21 protein-coding genes are annotated in these 15,495 nt (G+C 47.3%); all 21 read right to left on the reverse strand.

The features are described 5' to 3' along the window. Positions 1-249 precede the first annotated feature (249 nt). Positions 250-672 carry a MaoC family dehydratase gene (locus BN6539_RS00900; protein WP_067532553.1) on the reverse strand — a complete coding sequence of 141 codons (423 nt, stop codon included), beginning with the start codon at positions 670-672 and terminating at the stop codon, positions 250-252. A 16-nt stretch (positions 673-688) separates the two neighbouring features. Continuing rightward, the gene (locus BN6539_RS00905; RefSeq protein ID WP_067532556.1) at positions 689-985 is read right to left on the reverse strand and encodes a BMC domain-containing protein; all 297 of its coding nucleotides are present in this window, start codon (positions 983-985) and stop codon (positions 689-691) included. Continuing rightward, a complete protein-coding gene (locus tag BN6539_RS00910; protein WP_242869360.1) occupies positions 963-1,412 on the reverse strand; it encodes a EutP/PduV family microcompartment system protein in 450 nt (149 codons plus the stop codon). The genes BN6539_RS00905 and BN6539_RS00910 overlap by 23 nt, the downstream gene beginning before the upstream one ends. Positions 1,413-1,425: 13 nt before the next feature. Beyond that, complete coding sequence (locus tag BN6539_RS00915; RefSeq protein ID WP_067532563.1) at positions 1,426-1,773, reverse strand: BMC domain-containing protein; 348 nt, start codon at positions 1,771-1,773, stop codon at positions 1,426-1,428. Positions 1,774-1,791: 18 nt separating this feature from the next. After that, positions 1,792-2,337 carry a BMC domain-containing protein gene (locus tag BN6539_RS00920; RefSeq protein ID WP_067532567.1) on the reverse strand — a complete coding sequence of 182 codons (546 nt, stop codon included), beginning with the start codon at positions 2,335-2,337 and terminating at the stop codon, positions 1,792-1,794. After that, entirely contained in the window at positions 2,334-3,683 is a 1,350-nt protein-coding gene (locus tag BN6539_RS00925) for a 4Fe-4S dicluster domain-containing protein (RefSeq protein WP_067532569.1), read from the reverse strand. Before BN6539_RS00925 ends, BN6539_RS00920 begins: the two co-directional genes overlap by 4 nt. Next, the gene (locus tag BN6539_RS00930; protein WP_067532572.1) at positions 3,680-3,973 is read right to left on the reverse strand and encodes a EutN/CcmL family microcompartment protein; all 294 of its coding nucleotides are present in this window, start codon (positions 3,971-3,973) and stop codon (positions 3,680-3,682) included. The genes BN6539_RS00925 and BN6539_RS00930 overlap by 4 nt, the downstream gene beginning before the upstream one ends. A gap of 22 nt (positions 3,974-3,995) precedes the next feature. Beyond that, positions 3,996-4,643 (reverse strand): phosphate propanoyltransferase, encoded by a 648-nt coding sequence (gene pduL, locus BN6539_RS00935; RefSeq protein ID WP_082907282.1) that lies wholly within the window; start codon positions 4,641-4,643, stop codon positions 3,996-3,998. A 15-nt stretch (positions 4,644-4,658) separates the two neighbouring features. After that, the gene (locus BN6539_RS00940; RefSeq protein ID WP_067532575.1) at positions 4,659-6,065 is read right to left on the reverse strand and encodes an aldehyde dehydrogenase; all 1,407 of its coding nucleotides are present in this window, start codon (positions 6,063-6,065) and stop codon (positions 4,659-4,661) included. Further along, entirely contained in the window at positions 6,062-6,583 is a 522-nt protein-coding gene (locus BN6539_RS00945; RefSeq protein ID WP_067532578.1) for a cob(I)yrinic acid a,c-diamide adenosyltransferase, read from the reverse strand. Before BN6539_RS00945 ends, BN6539_RS00940 begins: the two co-directional genes overlap by 4 nt. A 17-nt stretch (positions 6,584-6,600) precedes the next feature. Then, a complete protein-coding gene (locus BN6539_RS00950) occupies positions 6,601-7,239 on the reverse strand; it encodes a hypothetical protein (protein ID WP_067532581.1) in 639 nt (212 codons plus the stop codon). 55 nt (positions 7,240-7,294) lie between these two features. Then, positions 7,295-7,564, reverse strand: coding sequence for a BMC domain-containing protein (locus tag BN6539_RS00955; RefSeq protein ID WP_067532584.1), 270 nt, complete (start codon positions 7,562-7,564; stop codon positions 7,295-7,297). 10 nt (positions 7,565-7,574) lie between these two features. Beyond that, positions 7,575-8,006, reverse strand: a complete 432-nt coding sequence (locus BN6539_RS00960) for a BMC domain-containing protein (protein ID WP_067532587.1) — start codon at positions 8,004-8,006, stop codon at positions 7,575-7,577. A 33-nt stretch (positions 8,007-8,039) separates the two neighbouring features. Further along, positions 8,040-8,315 carry a BMC domain-containing protein gene (locus BN6539_RS00965; protein WP_067532590.1) on the reverse strand — a complete coding sequence of 92 codons (276 nt, stop codon included), beginning with the start codon at positions 8,313-8,315 and terminating at the stop codon, positions 8,040-8,042. A gap of 27 nt (positions 8,316-8,342) precedes the next feature. Continuing rightward, positions 8,343-8,795 carry a cupin domain-containing protein gene (locus BN6539_RS00970; protein WP_067532593.1) on the reverse strand — a complete coding sequence of 151 codons (453 nt, stop codon included), beginning with the start codon at positions 8,793-8,795 and terminating at the stop codon, positions 8,343-8,345. Positions 8,796-8,807: 12 nt separating this feature from the next. Further along, on the reverse strand, positions 8,808-9,467 hold the full coding sequence (gene eutL / locus BN6539_RS00975) for an ethanolamine utilization microcompartment protein EutL (RefSeq protein ID WP_067532596.1): 660 nt from the start codon (positions 9,465-9,467) through the stop codon (positions 8,808-8,810). Between the two features lie 23 nt (positions 9,468-9,490). Then, positions 9,491-10,366 (reverse strand): ethanolamine ammonia-lyase subunit EutC, encoded by an 876-nt coding sequence (gene eutC / locus BN6539_RS00980; RefSeq protein ID WP_067532599.1) that lies wholly within the window; start codon positions 10,364-10,366, stop codon positions 9,491-9,493. Positions 10,367-10,406: 40 nt separating this feature from the next. Further along, positions 10,407-11,771: an ethanolamine ammonia-lyase subunit EutB gene (gene eutB / locus BN6539_RS00985; RefSeq protein WP_067532602.1), complete on the reverse strand. Its 1,365-nt coding sequence runs from the start codon at positions 11,769-11,771 to the stop codon at positions 10,407-10,409. 12 nt (positions 11,772-11,783) lie between these two features. Then, positions 11,784-13,223, reverse strand: a complete 1,440-nt coding sequence (locus BN6539_RS00990) for an ethanolamine ammonia-lyase reactivating factor EutA (protein ID WP_067532605.1) — start codon at positions 13,221-13,223, stop codon at positions 11,784-11,786. Between the two features lie 109 nt (positions 13,224-13,332). Beyond that, a complete protein-coding gene (locus tag BN6539_RS00995; RefSeq protein ID WP_182435617.1) occupies positions 13,333-14,808 on the reverse strand; it encodes a histidine kinase N-terminal domain-containing protein in 1,476 nt (491 codons plus the stop codon). After that, positions 14,792-15,379: an ANTAR domain-containing response regulator gene (locus BN6539_RS01000; protein WP_067532611.1), complete on the reverse strand. Its 588-nt coding sequence runs from the start codon at positions 15,377-15,379 to the stop codon at positions 14,792-14,794. Before BN6539_RS01000 ends, BN6539_RS00995 begins: the two co-directional genes overlap by 17 nt. Between the last annotated feature and the right edge of the window lie 116 nt (positions 15,380-15,495).

Genomic DNA, 15,495 nt, shown 5'->3' on the forward strand with positions numbered 1-15,495 from the left:
AAAACGATATCTTCGCAGCAGGGTTCTCCTTCTGTAAAATCAGTGCAAGTCTCAATTTGAAAGCAAAATTCAGTTGGTAGGTCAACGCTTTTTAACAGCGTTTCTAATTGAAGATCTGGGCTGAAAATCTTGATGTGTAAACTGCGGGAATACATATTGCACACTTCCTCCTCTGTGAAAAGATCGGAATCTTTAGTTATTTACTATAATAACACAGAAACGCACTAAATTCCATCAGTTCAGGAAGATTTATTCTTTCATTTCAGGAGGAATCACAATTGCCTTACCGTCTACGACCACAGTTCTATCTTGATTCAGGCAAGTTGTCCTTAAGGTGACCCTGTTTCTCCTCTCATCTTTTTCTATCACTTCTACAATTGCCGTAATTGTATCTCCAAAATGAACAGGGCTGACAAACGCCAGTTCCTGTCTCAGGTACACGGTTCCCCTGCCTGGAAGCTGCGTTCCAAGCACTGTAGAAATCAGACTGGCCGAAAGCATACCGTGTGCGATTCGTTCTTTAAATGCCGTAGCTTTTGCATATTCCGTATTCAGATGGGCTGGGTTGGTATCCCCCGTCACTCCGGCGAACAGATAAACGTCTGATTCACTGATTGTCTTTGAAAATTCCGCCTTTTGTCCGATTATTAATTGCCCTATCGTATAACTCATCCGTCTCCTCTCCAAACTAAAATTGTATGGCTTTGATTGCGTCCATCGCCGCCGCTACAGCAGAGGTTTTGCCGATTACTGCAAGGCAAGTCATATGCTGCGGACAGCTGCCATCGATTTCGCCGGCGAAAACGTCAGCAGTTTTTTCTGCCACATCACTGGCAACAATGATTTCAAGCACCGTCCCCTGACAGATCCCTATGGATTCTACATGTCCATTTTCAATTATATCTCGCAGGGCTTTGTCACGAACCTTTCTCGCTATCAGAGATAATGCAGCCTCTGACGGTCTATGTATCACAGCACATTTCATACGTTTCCTCTTTTCCTAAGCAAGTAAGCAATTCTTCTATGCCCCTTCTATCCACGTTGGATACTGCAATGACGCTTTCTGCTCCGGCGATCTTCAATGCTTCTTTTGCAAGGCCGATCTGCGCTTTGGATGCCGCATCAATCTTCGTAACCACGCCAATGACTTTGGCGCTGAACATAGATGCCTGACCTGGAGAATACCACAATGCATCGCTAGATGCATCTTGTACAAAGATGACCACGTCTGCGTCACACGCTGTCACTGTCAATGCGCATAAATAATCTCGATTTTCCATATATTCTCCGGGAGTATCTATGACTCTGTCGTCAAACTCAATGGCTTGTGTCTTTCTATAGTGCAGTTTTTCTCCCTTGAGACTTTGTATCAAAGAGGTTTTGCCCGCAGCCACAGGACCGATTATCATCATTCGTTTCATCGCTTTAAGTCCTCGTAATTCTTGTCTGTGCAAATCCCATCTGCTGGCATAAAACGTCAAGAACCCCCTGCAGCGCTGCTTCCACACTGGTTATATCACCGCACACTACCAGAGAGCCCGAAAACCTGTCAACAAAAACCAGTTCTACATTTCCAGCCTTGGTGGCAATATCCGCCGCAATAATGGCGCCTTCACTGGGTGTGATGGTTAGCACGCCCAGGGCGCCGTCCTCCAGAACAACGCCGATTTTTTTATAGAGCAGCGGTTCTGGATTTGCAATCAAATGGGCCAGTGTTACTTGTTTCCCAGGCACAAACTCTTGTATGATCCTCTGCTTTTCTTGAAAATCCATTTTCTCTAACTCCTTCTGTCAGTAAAGGGACTCCAGCAGCGCGTTGTCAGGTCCCGAAATGACAGCACTGTGAACCAGCATGCCTTCTACATTCTTCTCAGCAATCCCCGCTTTGACGGCAGCTTCCACAGCCGAAACTGTCCCTGTCAGAGTTACATAAGATTTTCCGCCGATACCGATACCTGTTCGAAGCTCAATCAGGTTGACATCTGCCGTTTTGACCGCAGCGTCGGCAGCATAAATTGCGGCTGTAACACTGAAGAATTCCATGACGCCCAGGGCGCCGCCCAGAGTCACACTGGTCGCCATTGCCATTGCTTTGATAACGTCTTCATGAACGTTAGCTATCACAGTGCTGTCCACGACATTTTCCCTGCCAATGGCCGTTGCGGCTATCACAGCAGCCTCTACCGCAGTCGTGTCTCCTTTAAACAGGAAATAGAACTTTCCCGGGCAGCCGGCATGACAGGAAGCCAGCTGGACATCAGACGTTTTCAAAGCGGCGTCGGCAGCCTCATAACCCCTTGCGATACTATTCAGTTCAACAAATCCGATTGCACTCATTTCAATCTCCTAATTCTAATTACATCAGATATTTCTGTTACGGTTCCTTTGATGCTGGCATGAAGATTCGAACCCATGGCTCCGTCTGGAATGGATGCGATGAGGCTGCCAGCTTCTACGACATCACCAACAGCGACTACTGGCTCCGGCAGCCTTCCAGGTCCCTGCTTCAATTGAATCACTGCTTCTTCCGGCCTTAGTTCAACAATTTGCTCACTGACCTGTCCCTGGTAATCAGCGACTCCGATTCTATGGCTGATTCTCTCCGCAGGGATCTTTCTCCACTCTCTGTCTGCCTGCGGAACCGCAGTCTCCTTTGTCCCACGCCTGAAACCTCGCTTAGTCATTTCGTCCTTTAAAAAGCTGTTCACTTTGCTGGGCTGCAGTCCCATCGGACACGCATAAGCAGTACATACCCCACAGAGCGAGCAGAGTGAAGCGTTTTGAACCACTTCATTGTCAGCAAAGAGTTCCTCCAGGTCTTCGGTAAAAGCGATGGTTCTCATGATGAGATGGGGCTTCAGCGGATGACCCAGCAGATGTCTTGGGCAGAGCATGCTGCAATAACTGCATTGGATACAGGCTGCCCTGGCCTTCTTCTGAATCAGAGGCAGATCGAATGCGGATTTGTATCCTTCCATAAACCCTCCTTTGGGGAGAACCAAAATACCAGAAGTCGTCTTTGTCACTCTTCTGCGGTCTTCCGATTCACAGGATAATTCTCTGCCCATCATCGGGCCGCCGATGACAACAAGGTAATCGTCTATGGATGCGCCGCAGGCAGCCTCGATACACTCAGAAACCGCAGTGCCTATAGGCGCTTTTATAATTGACGGACGGCGAACTGCTCCTGTCACAGTGATATACTTTTCAATCAGCGGCTTCCCCTCTGTGGCATCAAAGGCTGCAATCATCGTTGCAACGTTGGATACGACCACACCCACGTCCAGGGGAATCCCTCCGCAGGGAACTCTTTTGCCGGTCACCTCGTAGACAATCACTTGCTCGTCGCCTGCCGGATAAAAGCTCTGCAGCCGGTGAACCTTGATATTCGCGCAGGCAGTTTTAATTGCTTTCTCAAGAGCCGCAATTTCTTCTCTGTATGACCCTTTGATGGCAACAACTGTCTCTTTCGCCTGCAGCATTTCTGCCACGCTGCAGCAAACGGAAATGAGGTCTTCTGCTCGATGCCTCATCAGATATTTGTCTGTGGACAGCAAAGGCTCACATTCCACGGCATTGATGATGAAAGATTCTGCCCTCGCTTTCCATTTGATGTGTGTAGGAAAGCCTGCGCCTCCGCATCCTATGACTCCAGCTTTTTCCACACCTTCTAAAAGATTCATAGATCAACCTCCGAAAAGTTTTCTTTTTCGTTCTCTGCTATTTCGATAGAATCGACGATGCCGACAATGGAAGCGTCAATAGGCGCGCCTTCCTTTGCAGAGACAAAGCGGGCTGTGCTTCCAGTTATCACCAAGACCCTCTCTCCAATGCCTGCGCCTACATAATCTGCGGCAATCAAAGGGTCCCCTTGACTGCCGTATAACGGCATGACGATCATCAGTTTCGCACCTTCCAGCTTCACATCTTTCTTTGTCGCCCAAACACTGCCGACAACCTTACAAATCTTCATCGCATTTCACCCCGTCAATCTATCACTTGCGAATCCTCGCTCTCTTTGCACTATCGTATCCGCTGGCATTTGCTTCATCCATATCAATATGCATCATAGCATGCATACCCTCGCCCACTCTGATCATGACGTTGTTCATAATCAGAGGGCGCCTTCCTTCCAGCTCTGCTCTGACAAGATCTCTGTCAGCCAGTCCCATTTGTTCTGCCTCTTCCTGGCTCAAGTGAATGTGCGCCTGGGCGATGATGGCGCTGTTTTTGGCATAAATCATACCGTGGCTCCCTATCAGATACACATCCTCCGCCCCTGTAAAGTCTCCCGAAATATTCACCGGGGGCTTGATTCCCAGCGCAAAGGCATCTGCTGCAGATAGTTCTACTTGTGTATGCTCTCTTACGGGTCCCAATACAGCTACATTTTGAAAGACACCCTTGGCGGTCACAATGCTGACTCTCTCTTCAGCGAGAAACCCCGGCAGGGAGAGATTCCTCTTCAAAGTGAGCTGGGCGTCTCTGCCGAAGAGTGCCTGTACATCCTCCGGTGTCAAGTGCACATGTCTGGCAGACATCTCAACCGGAATCGCCATATCTTCTGTTCCCGCAGCAACCTCTCTCACGATCTTTGTCACAATATTTTTCAAATCCATTTCTTCCATCTTCGTCACACTCACGTAACCGTCCTTCCTTTATCTGATATTGAAGTTGTCCACCATGACCAGCTTACGCTTTCTCGTAAATGTCCGAGGTGTCGTCGGTCCCTCACCAGTAGGTCCTGCAATAGTCAGAGCATTCGGTCCGATCCCGCCGTTGAATCCAAGTCCGTTGAAGCAAGAGCCGTTGACTACGAATATGGTGGTCTGAATTCTTCGCGCCAACTCTGTAACAACGTCCATGTTCTTTGAATGACACAATGCAGTATGCCGCCTGCCATGCTCTGCTTCACAGGAGAGCGCGATTCCCTCCGCCGCATCCTTCACCCGCACCAGCGGAATGATCGGCATCATCTGTTCATTCATGACCAGCATGTGGTCTGCAGGCGCTTCAAAGACGGCAATACGCGTGTTCTCAGGAATCGTCACGCCAATCTTACTGAGTATATAGGCCGGGGATCTTCCGATCAATTCCTTGTTGGGACTATCCGCTTTCGGCATGCATAGCTTCGTAAGCTGTTCTATGATGAATCGGTCTTTTATCAGATAGGCTCCGGCGTTGACCATGTTGCTCAGGAGTTCATCCGCCACAGAATCTACAACGATGATTTCTTTCTCTGCGATGCACGGCGTATTGTTTTCGTACCCGGCTCCCGCTACGATATCTCTCGCAGCTTTTGGAATATCAGCACATGCATCGACAAATACCGGCGGATTTCCAGCTCCTGCGCCAATGCCCTTTTTCCCACAGCTGAGGATTGACTTCACGACGCCTGGACCGCCTGTAGCGCAGAGCATGGTCACTTTCGGATGGTTCATCATCTCCGTCGTTCGCGCCATGGTCGGATTATTTAAAGAGACGACCAGGTTTCGCGGCCCTCCAGCAGCTTCAATGGCCTCTGCCACCAGCTCCACCGCACGACATGACGACTGAAAAGCGCCAGGATGGGTGCTGAATACCACCGAATTCCCAGCGGCAATCATCATAATTGCGTTAGCGATGACCGTCTCTGGAGGATTTGTAGACGGGGTAAGGGCACCGATTACTCCAAAAGGGGCGTGCTCGTACATCGCCATGCCGCCGTCATTGGCGTTGATATCCGCTGCCAGATCTTCCACTGAAGGCGTCATGGTGATGGCGCCTTTCATCTTCATGAGTTTATCCGGATAGTTTCCATAGTGGGTCTCCGCAAGCTCCATCTCCGCCATCTCTTCTGCGTGGGCCATACATACAGAACGAATACTGTCCGTAATACGCTTTCGTTCCTCGATCTTGAACTTTAGAAATTGCTTCTGGGCTGAATATGCAGCATTGACTGCCTCATCCACATCATCATATAAGTATTTCAACGTGGTCGTTTCCCCAGAAGGTTTCATGGTTCCACTGAGTTCCTGGGTCACCCTCTGTACGATACGTTCTATTGTCTTTTCATCCACTGTCATATCATCAATTCCTCCCTAACTCTGGTCAAAATAAACAAGAAGTCAGATAAACGGTTCATATATATCAAAATCTCCTGGCTGACTCTCGCCTCCTCTTTAATTCCTATAACTAGGCGTTCAGCTTTTCTCACCATAGCTCTTGCGACATGCAGATAAGCTGATTTCACCGTCTTCCCCGGAATTTGAAATTCTTTTGATACAGGCAGTCTTTCGGAAAATGCATCTATCAGGTGTTCTAGCTGCAGCGCATCCTGTGCGGTTATTTTTTCTTTCAGCATTCTGCGACCCCTGTCGTCTGATGCCAGTTCCGATCCAATCAGGAAAAGCTTTTGCTGGCAGATGCGAAGCAGGGTTTCCAGGTCTTCATTCTCAATCTGCGCTGCTGCCAATCCGATCAATGTATTTGCCTCATCTACTGCACCATAAGCGTGGACGCGGTTTGAGCACTTTTTTACTTTACTGCCTCCATAGAGCGTCGTTCTTCCATTATCTCCAGTTTTGGTATAGATCTTTGTCATTTCACACCTCCAAACCCCTAATTTCTGTATCGGATGACTTTGATACTTCTCTTCTCAATCAGATTCTTTGCCGTCGTGGTCATGACCGCATCTTCTCTGATTTCCAGTTCCCCCTCCAGAACATTTTTCAAGTCTTGCTTTGCAATCACCCGCTGATCTATCCTAATCCGTCGGAATGTGCCGCCCTCTTCATCGCGCTTTAGATCATTCCAATCTGCAAAGGCAATTCCATACGAAATTAACGTCTTTTTCAAATCATCTATCTTGCTGCGCAGAGTCGGAGTTCCGCAATCTGCGTCAATCCACCTGGACAGTATCGTCACTGGTCTGCCCTGCCTCAGGATTTCTACGACTAATTCTGTCAAAGAATCCTCCATCTGCATTTCTGCTATTCTCACCAGTTGTTTCAGTGTAACACCTGTCACCAACAGTCCCTTGTGTCGATCCGCTAAATCTTGTATCTTGCCGTCTGCCAAAAAATCTGCATCACTGTTGATCCAAATCTTATGGATGCCACCGCTGTTTCTCAAATAGCGGTCAATCCGTTCCTCATCTGCCGGGGAATTCATCAATACCAGAGTTTTCTTTTCAGGACTGATGTGATGAATCCGTCGGATGACCTCTTCTACTATTGCCTGTATTTCCTTTTCTGTCATCGTAATCGCCGCCTTTCATCGGAGGAGAGACCTCTCCTCCGATTTTCCCAAACTCTTACTTCTGCAGTAATTCGTCCACGCTGGCATGGGGTCTTGGGATGACATGAGTCGATACCACCTCTCCAACGTTACAAGCGGCAACGTTTCCGGCCTCCACAGCTGCTTTGACAGCGCCTACATCGCCCCGCACCATGACGGTCACCAATCCAGAGCCTATTTTTTCATATCCACACAATTCTACGCTTGCCGCCTTTGTCATGGCATCCGCTGCTTCAATGGCTCCAACTAAACCTCTCGTTTCAATCATTCCTAATGCTCCGCTCATTTTTTTCCTCCTATTTCTTCATCAATTCTACGTAGTGTATACATTTTACTTTTGGTTCTCCGCGAACCCTTGGACAGTTTGGATCTTGGCAAAGATTACAGGAAACCATTCTCTCCTCTGACTCTTTTACCGCAGTATCTTCTGTTTCCCTTTCCTTTTCATGTAGACCCTCCGTTAACATATGTTCAAGTTCATCACTGGGTCTTGCAATGACGCTGCTGGCAAAGACGATTCCGCCCATATTGGCAACGGACCGGATGGACGCTTCTACTGCTGCTTTGACAGCGCTGACTTCGCCTGCGAGGGTAACGGTCATGCGGCCGTTGCCACGCGAGTTTTCCAAGCCAGACAATTCTACCTCTGCGGCTTTTACAGCCGTATCCATCGCCTCTATGGCTGCTGCTTTACCCACTGTTTCAATAAAGCCTAGCGCTTTTTTCATCGGCACCCCTCCTTCCCTTATCAGTAATTCTGATTACTCGGCGCTGATTATTTTGTCTACGCCCGTATGCGGTCTCGGGATGACATGGCAGGATACAACTTCGCCAACATTACCTGCAGCCACATTGCCCGCTTCTACTGCCGCTTTCACAGCGCCTACATCTCCTCTGACCATGACAGTAACCAACCCCGAACCGATTTTCTCCATGCTGTCCAGTTTGACACTGGCAGCCTTGACCATGGCGTCTGCTGCTTCAATCGCCGCGACGAGTCCTCTCGTTTCAATCATTCCTAATGCTTCTGCGTTCATAATTTTTTTCCTTTCTCATTATCTTAACTATATTTCTGCATTTTCCCAGTCTGCCGGATAAGTGAAGTATACTGCCCGGCATGTCTCTGGTGAGGAAAAGCAGATGGATGTTCCTTTTGGAATATGGAGAATATCCCCCTGATATCCCAGGTTATGTCTTCCCTCTACGACGATATCTAATATGCCCTCTACGACGTAGTAAAACTCGTCATAGGTCAGCGTCCAAGGGTAAGTGCTGTGGTCGATCTCCAAAATGCCGCAGCCTAGTCTAGGGCTCTCCTCGAGAGTTACAACGTCAAGCAGTTTCACCTTTGCCGGAACGCCGACGTCAAAGGTCTGACATTTTACCGTTTCCGTTTTGATGGTGATGACCCCGGTCGGATCGATATGCTTTTCAAAATCATCCCCCTTGCTGTCAGGCATCCCTTCTGCTAAAACCTGCTTCACAATCTTGTAAATCAGTTCGTTGTTTACTTCCATTTCTAACCTCCCTTATCTGTTATAAATAGGACGATCTGCCACCTCCTGTACTGCTGCGCCAAAGGCTTCACAGCAGATGGTGCAGTCGGACTGGCTGCCGATAAAGATCGCTCCGCTGCAGTTGGTTTCCGTTGGCGGCGTGTAAAATCTGACCATCTTCGCATTGGATGCTTTGTCTGCCGCATCTGCGGCATAGATGGATTCAATAGGCGGTCCCACCAAATAAGCCATTGAGCATCCCAGAGGGATATCCATCGTCTTGGCAAAATAGGTTCCAACACTGGCAGCAGTATAGGTCAAATAGGCAATACTATCCTCATCGTTGCAACTGACAGCGTAAACCCGTCTGCTGTCATAGAAATCATAGATCGCGTCAATGGCCGCCTGAACACTTGCAACAGTCTTTCCGGCGAAGATGCCAATACCCTCCCCCTGCAGCTTGGAAGACGAATTAGGATTTCCTCCATAAAATGATCCTGTATATGTAACGTCAACATCCGCTTTCTTCGTGGCCTCATCTAAGGCGAGAAACACAAAGTCATCAATGGTGGCAGTTATGACTGCGCAGCTGGTATGCTCCTCCGACAACTGCAAATCTGCTTTTAGTCCTTCACTGACCTGTGTAATCAGTACCATGCTTAAGATTTCAGGATATATCTTGTCATTCTTCATAACGAGTTTCCTTTCCCTGCAGCCTAGATGATCAGATCCACGCCGCTTTTACCCTCTTTGAGAATGCGTGCAATCAAATCTGCAATATAGGCGCCTGCCTCCGCAGGAGGCGTACCGCCATTATCCTGAATATTCGATACACAGGTCCGTTTTGATTCTAAGATTCCTACCTTTGGTGCATAAGTGATATAACATCCAAGTCCGTCCCAGGAAAGCAGGCCCGGCCTCTCTCCCAGAATCACACAGACTACCTTTGCGCCCACCTCCTGGCCAATCAGATCTCCGATTCCTACCCTGGTGTATTCCACGAAACACGGAGTTCCGTAATTTATCTTGTTTGACTGCAGCCCCTGCAACAATGCAGGCAACAGTTCCGGCATGCTTTTTTCAAGTCCCTGATTGCTCTGTCCTTCACCGATAATCAGCTGTACATCTGGATTTTTCTGAAGCTGCGTTCTGACGAGATTCATATTCTCATTGTCCAGTATCACACCTAAATCCGGCCGCATCAGGTATTCTTCCTTTGATTGAGGCATGCTCTTCAAGACGGGGTACCCCAGACTGCTGACAAACTCTCTGTTCAGCGGCGTCCACACGGCATCCACTGCTGCAGAAAGATTGGCCATCTTCCGAATGGTTATGATGGTCTTTTCTCTGTCACCAGTTCTGCCTGTCGCCGTTCTGGCAGGCGTAGACCGTTTCAGCCTCATCAGCGCCTCTTTGTTCCTCGGGTTTTCAACAAGACAGATTTCTTCTTCAGGAATCATTGCGATATCCGTAAGGCTTTCATCACCGGCCAGGGGAGTATCTGCCTGCATTTCTTCTGTCAGTTCTAAGTCTCCCAATACTTTCTTCACAACTTCCATAATTGCTTCTTCACTGATATTTTGATTCAACATTTTAAACCTCGCAATTCTATATAATCAAGCGTTTCACTATTTAGAGGAAAATCGATGCGTCGCCGGCGTTTTCTCCCAAATTGCCGTCCTCATCTAAAATACCCCACTTCTGACACCACTTTTCGAACTCAGGTATCGTATGAAGGCCCAGCATTCTTCGCATGGCAGCGCAGTCATGGAAAGAGGTGTCCATATTGTAGGTTGTCACATCCTGTGCGCCGGGAACTCCAATCCAGTATTCCGTTCCTGCAAGGCTGGCTGCCATCATGACCACGTCATTGTCGTTATAATCAGCCTTGACGTGGCTGGAGAAGGCGATATCTGTTCCGATTGGAATCCCCGACATCTTTGCCATGAACACGTCTTCCAGCATAGAACGAGTGCACTGCTTTGCATCGTATTGAACTTCTGGTCCAACAAAGCCGACAACATCGTTTACGATAAATGGAGCAAAGTGTCTGCCGAAACCGTAGGTACGTGCTTCCAATGTAGCCATATCAGCGCCGTAATGCATGTTACCCGCATTTTCCGGCCCCTGTCCGGTTTCAAAATACATGACATTTGGGCCTGTAGATGTTCCGTATCGCAAGGCCGTCTCCCTAGCTTCCTCAAGGATTTCCACATTGACGCCGAAGGTATCATTGCATTTCTGTGTTCCTGCAATGCTGGCAAAGATTAAGTCTGACGGAGAACCGCTTTTCATGGCTTCCATCATGGTGGTGAGATGAACCAAGTAGCAGACCTGTGTCGGGATTTCATATTTTTCTTTCAATTCCTGCAGCATATTCATAATTCTGCGAGTAGTATCCAGATTCGTCGTCGCCGGATTGATTCCAATGACGCAGTCTCCGCTAGCATAACTCAGCCCCTCGAAAATCGACATTCTGATGCCGTCGGGATCATCGCTGGGATGGTTAGGCTGGAGCCTGCTGGCCAAAATCCCTTGCTGTCCCAGCGTCGTGTTGCAGTGGGTGACATTTCTGATCTTTCTCGCAGCATACACTAAATCCATATTTCCCATCAGTTTGGAAACGCCAGCGATGGTCTCAGAGGTCAGTCCCCTCATAAGCCGTTTCAGGTCGTTTTCACTGGTCTTATCACTGAGGATGTATTCTCTCAGTTCAGAAATCGTCCAGTTTTTGATACTGTCATAAATTTGCTCATTCAAATCATCCTGGATGACTCTTGTCACTTCATCTTCTTCATATGAAACAACAGGATTGTTGCGAAGATCTGATACGAGCAGGTCACTCAATACAATTTTTGCTGCCAGCCGTTCCTGCTCAGATTCAGCAGCGATTCCGCAGAGCACTTCACCACTTTTCAAGTCCCCTGCTTTTGCAAGCACCTCTTTTACAGAGTCAAATTGATAAACCTTGCCGAAAAGTTTTGCTTTTAATAACATGTTCTTCTCCTTCTAATAATTAAATGCGATCGTTTTAATAACCACCGGTACTGCGTCCGCAATACCTACCGGTCTGCCGATGTCTACGTAATCACCTTTTCCTGCATCTATAGAGTCGATGCAGATAACATCCTTCCCCTCTGGCAGGTCCATGGAGATACTCTGTCCCAAAACTTTTCCATAGTCCCCGTGTATGATGATGATCAGCAGGTCCTGCACTGCAAGCAGTTCCTTCGTAGAATCGATGATTTTCTCCGCCAAAGCCTTGATGTCACGAAAGCCCAGTTTTCGATCCACTTTCAGGTTCAGGGCGATGTTTTGCTCCTGATCCAAATCCTGGAGCCAATGGTATTTCTTTTTCACTTGTGACCGAAAGTCCTCCGCAGAAAGATGCAGTGCATCTTCAATGGTCAAAATCGGAAGATTCTTCAAAGGCAGTTTGTTCAATTGTGTAATGGTGATTGTTCCGCCGCTGACTTCCACGGAATGGCTGCCCGCGCCGATGACCGTGGCGCTGATGGTCTCCTTTGGCTTCACTAGGCGGATACCGTGTTTTTTAACTGCTCTTTTTAAAGAATCCGCAAGATATACGCCGATATCGCGAAAAGCCAGTTTGTTCTTTTCCTCTTCCTCATAGACCAGCTTGCCGATGCCTCCTGAAAAGCATACTGCATCAATCTCTCTCATCAGAGGCTTGTGTTCCTGCTGCTCCGTACTGAGGAGAAGGAAATTTTTATTCGTCTGTGATATCTGCAGCTTCCCTATAATCGCATCGGCCATGACGTCAGTCAGCTTTCCTATCTCTGCTTCATTTAAAGTGTCGCCAATTTGGGCGGAAATACCCATCTGTCTTCCGATCTCTGCAATCTTTGGGAAAACATATTCTATCTCTGTGCTTCCAGCTTTAAAACGGATCAGCCTGCCCCCGGCATCCAGGCAGTCGGCATCGATGCACTTTCCATCATAAAAAGTCGCTGTATTCGTCGTACCTCCTCCGATATCCATATTACAAATCGTCTCTACCGTATCGACGGAATAACCTTCTGCTCCGCTGCCTTTTCCAGCCAAAATGCTTTCCAGTCTGGGGCCTGCTGCCGCTACGACAAAGTCACCTGCAAACTGGCTGATTTCTGCCAGCACTCTTTCCGCGTTGGTCTTTCTCGCTGTATCTCCGGTGATAATGACTGCGCCGGTTTCCACTTCACTGACTCGCACCCCTGCACTCTGGTATTCTGCTTCAATGATCTGTCTGATTTTCTTCGCATTCAGTTCCGTATTGGACCTTAAGGGAGTAAAATAGATGGGGCTTCTGTAAATGACGGTCTTATCTGTGATGGCTGTCTTGGGCATGAACATATCGCCAGTTGTCTTTTCGACAGTTAAGTTGCTGAAGACCAGAGATGTGGTGGTCGTTCCGATGTCGATACCGACGCTGAGTATTTTTTCAGCCACTATGTGTCTCCTTTCTGTTAAAATAAAAAAGCTTATCGATTAAGAACATAAAATGTCCCTTATACCGATAAGCTTCAGCGCTTAGACATCTGCTGCGCTGCAGATGCAACTATATTGTATTGTTTTCTATGCACCGAAAGGTAAAAACTACCGAGGTGCCCGTGGAGTCTGATAGATAAAGTATCTGCCCCTTTAGTTTTTGCTTGACTATGTTCTCTGCAATTCGGCGTCCAAAGCCTTCATCGGCACGATCCGCCTTATCACAGTCAAAGCCTTCACCATCGTCAGAAACGATCAGCTCGGAATAGAGCGGCCGCTTTAATACGGTTACGCCGACTCTTCCAAAGCCTCGGTTGTTAAATGCGTGTTTAAAAGTGTTCTGCAGAAGTTCGTTTACTACCAGAGCAATATCTGTAGCATCGTCCATCGTGACAAAGACGTTGTCTCCCTTGACTTCGATATGAAGTTCGATATCCGAACTACTGTTTACCAGCCTTTTAAAGTCCGCCGTAATTTTTTTCAGCAGATCCAGTATATTGATGATCTCCGCACCCTCTTGGGACAGGAGTTCGTAGGCGCTGGCAATGCTGGCAATACGGTTCATGGCTTCACTGAGCGCTAATTTCATACGCTCTTCCGGCAATCTTCTTCTCTGCATATCTAAGAGATTGTACACCGTCTGCAGATTATTCTTCACCCGATGGTGGGTTTCTCTCACTACAACCGATTTATGGATCAGATTCTCCTCTTTCTCCTTTTCCTGTGTAACATCTTTGATTACGATGACGTAATAATATTCCCTGTCGAAATAACAATACTCTCCGATTTCAAAATGATTCCCTGCACACCTCAATTCTGTGTGATTCTCAGAATTCTCTATGCCCGGCCCTACATGGATTGGTCCGTGGAAAGAAAAATCATCGTAATCTTTATCATAGATATCTTGAATATAGCCGTAACCCTGATATATTTTCTGTGCTCTGTCATTTCTAAAAATGACTGATTTATTCTGATTGAGAATGATGATTCCATCGTTTACGCATTCTGCCAATTTTACCAGATTGTCGAGGACTGGATAACTGCTGATGTCAGGCTCATGATAGACGACCTTCTTCCATGTCTCCAGATCCTCCTTTGTCATATCTCTTTCTATGACTATCACCCCTATCACTTTTCCATTACGCTTTATAGGGTAGCAGTCCTGAATGATATTATTGCCTTCTGTCGTCGTATATGACATCGCATGTGTATCCCTGCTCACCAGGCCATAACGAAATGTCCGTAAAACAGCAGGTTCGTCATCATCGCTTATAATGGCGCCGATCGTAGTATAATTGTATAAAGAATTTGGAGCATATGCTCCTGCCACTGTTACTGTATCATTGCCTGAGGCTCTGACACAGTTGATAAAACAGTCTCTGCCCAATTTCCGAGCTGTATGTACAAGTGCCTCTGCAGTTTTATGTATGAAGGCAATGTCACTTTCGTCCAAAATAGTATGTTTTCTGCAGATAGAATCGATGTCCTCACAAAACGCAATATGCTTGTCTCTCTTTTCTTTTAAAAAATTACCTTCTATCGTCATTTTCATCCAACTGGCAGCTGAGGAGAATCTCAGCCACAAACTCCATAGAAATATTGTTTTCTTTACTAATGCCTCTGATATAATTATATGCTTCTTGTTCGCTGAGTCTGAGCTTATCCATAATCAGTCCTTTGGCGCGTTCAATCTTCTTCCGCGTTTCCATATTCTTGTTGACTTCAACGACTTCGCTTCGCAGGCTGCTCAGTTCCTTGCTCCTTGCAGTGGCCACTTTTAAGGTGGACACAAGAGTTTTGGAGTCTATGGGTTTCACCATAAACGCCGACACGCCGTATTTTCCGGCCTTTTGTACGAATTCTTCGTCGTCAAAGGCACTTTCAATTACAATCGTATCCACATATCCCCCCTCGTGGACGAACTTGGCCGTCTGCAGCCCGTCCAGCCCTGGCATGCGAATATCGATGATTAAAATATCAGGGTGATATTCCTTGCAAAGATCAATGGCTGCAAATCCGTTAGAAGCGGTGCCTACTATTTCGTAACCGCTGTCCTCTAAAACCTCTTTTAGGTTCATAACGATGATCGGTTCATCATCTGCTAAAACAACTCTCATATCATTTCACCATTTTCAAATAAAAAAAGCAACAACAAAATATGTATCGACTGCATATCATTTGTTGTCACTCCTGCGTGGCAAATTCTGCACTGCATCTGCAGAACTATTCTTTG

Origin of the sequence: Emergencia timonensis, assembly GCF_900086585.1 — a bacterium.
GTDB lineage: Bacteria > Bacillota > Clostridia > Peptostreptococcales > Anaerovoracaceae > Senimuribacter > Senimuribacter timonensis.

Excerpts from the sequence above, each read along its gene's own strand:
- BN6539_RS00900 (WP_067532553.1), bottom strand. The coding sequence starts at position 672 with ATGAGTTATACGATAGGGCAATTAATAATCGGACAAAAGGCGGAATTT.
- BN6539_RS00905 (WP_067532556.1), bottom strand. The coding sequence starts at position 985 with ATGAAATGTGCTGTGATACATAGACCGTCAGAGGCTGCATTATCTCTG.
- BN6539_RS00910 (WP_242869360.1), bottom strand. The coding sequence starts at position 1,412 with ATGATGATAATCGGTCCTGTGGCTGCGGGCAAAACCTCTTTGATACAA.
- BN6539_RS00915 (WP_067532563.1), bottom strand. The coding sequence starts at position 1,773 with ATGGATTTTCAAGAAAAGCAGAGGATCATACAAGAGTTTGTGCCTGGG.
- BN6539_RS00920 (WP_067532567.1), bottom strand. The coding sequence starts at position 2,337 with ATGAGTGCAATCGGATTTGTTGAACTGAATAGTATCGCAAGGGGTTAT.
- BN6539_RS00925 (WP_067532569.1), bottom strand. The coding sequence starts at position 3,683 with ATGAATCTTTTAGAAGGTGTGGAAAAAGCTGGAGTCATAGGATGCGGA.
- BN6539_RS00930 (WP_067532572.1), bottom strand. The coding sequence starts at position 3,973 with ATGAAGATTTGTAAGGTTGTCGGCAGTGTTTGGGCGACAAAGAAAGAT.
- BN6539_RS00940 (WP_067532575.1), bottom strand. The coding sequence starts at position 6,065 with ATGACAGTGGATGAAAAGACAATAGAACGTATCGTACAGAGGGTGACC.
- BN6539_RS00945 (WP_067532578.1), bottom strand. The coding sequence starts at position 6,583 with ATGACAAAGATCTATACCAAAACTGGAGATAATGGAAGAACGACGCTC.
- BN6539_RS00950 (WP_067532581.1), bottom strand. The coding sequence starts at position 7,239 with ATGACAGAAAAGGAAATACAGGCAATAGTAGAAGAGGTCATCCGACGG.
- BN6539_RS00955 (WP_067532584.1), bottom strand. The coding sequence starts at position 7,564 with ATGAGCGGAGCATTAGGAATGATTGAAACGAGAGGTTTAGTTGGAGCC.
- BN6539_RS00960 (WP_067532587.1), bottom strand. The coding sequence starts at position 8,006 with ATGAAAAAAGCGCTAGGCTTTATTGAAACAGTGGGTAAAGCAGCAGCC.
- BN6539_RS00965 (WP_067532590.1), bottom strand. The coding sequence starts at position 8,315 with ATGAACGCAGAAGCATTAGGAATGATTGAAACGAGAGGACTCGTCGCG.
- BN6539_RS00970 (WP_067532593.1), bottom strand. The coding sequence starts at position 8,795 with ATGGAAGTAAACAACGAACTGATTTACAAGATTGTGAAGCAGGTTTTA.
- eutL (WP_067532596.1), bottom strand. The coding sequence starts at position 9,467 with ATGAAGAATGACAAGATATATCCTGAAATCTTAAGCATGGTACTGATT.
- eutC (WP_067532599.1), bottom strand. The coding sequence starts at position 10,366 with ATGTTGAATCAAAATATCAGTGAAGAAGCAATTATGGAAGTTGTGAAG.
- eutB (WP_067532602.1), bottom strand. The coding sequence starts at position 11,771 with ATGTTATTAAAAGCAAAACTTTTCGGCAAGGTTTATCAATTTGACTCT.
- BN6539_RS00995 (WP_182435617.1), bottom strand. The coding sequence starts at position 14,808 with ATGACGATAGAAGGTAATTTTTTAAAAGAAAAGAGAGACAAGCATATT.
- BN6539_RS01000 (WP_067532611.1), bottom strand. The coding sequence starts at position 15,379 with ATGAGAGTTGTTTTAGCAGATGATGAACCGATCATCGTTATGAACCTA.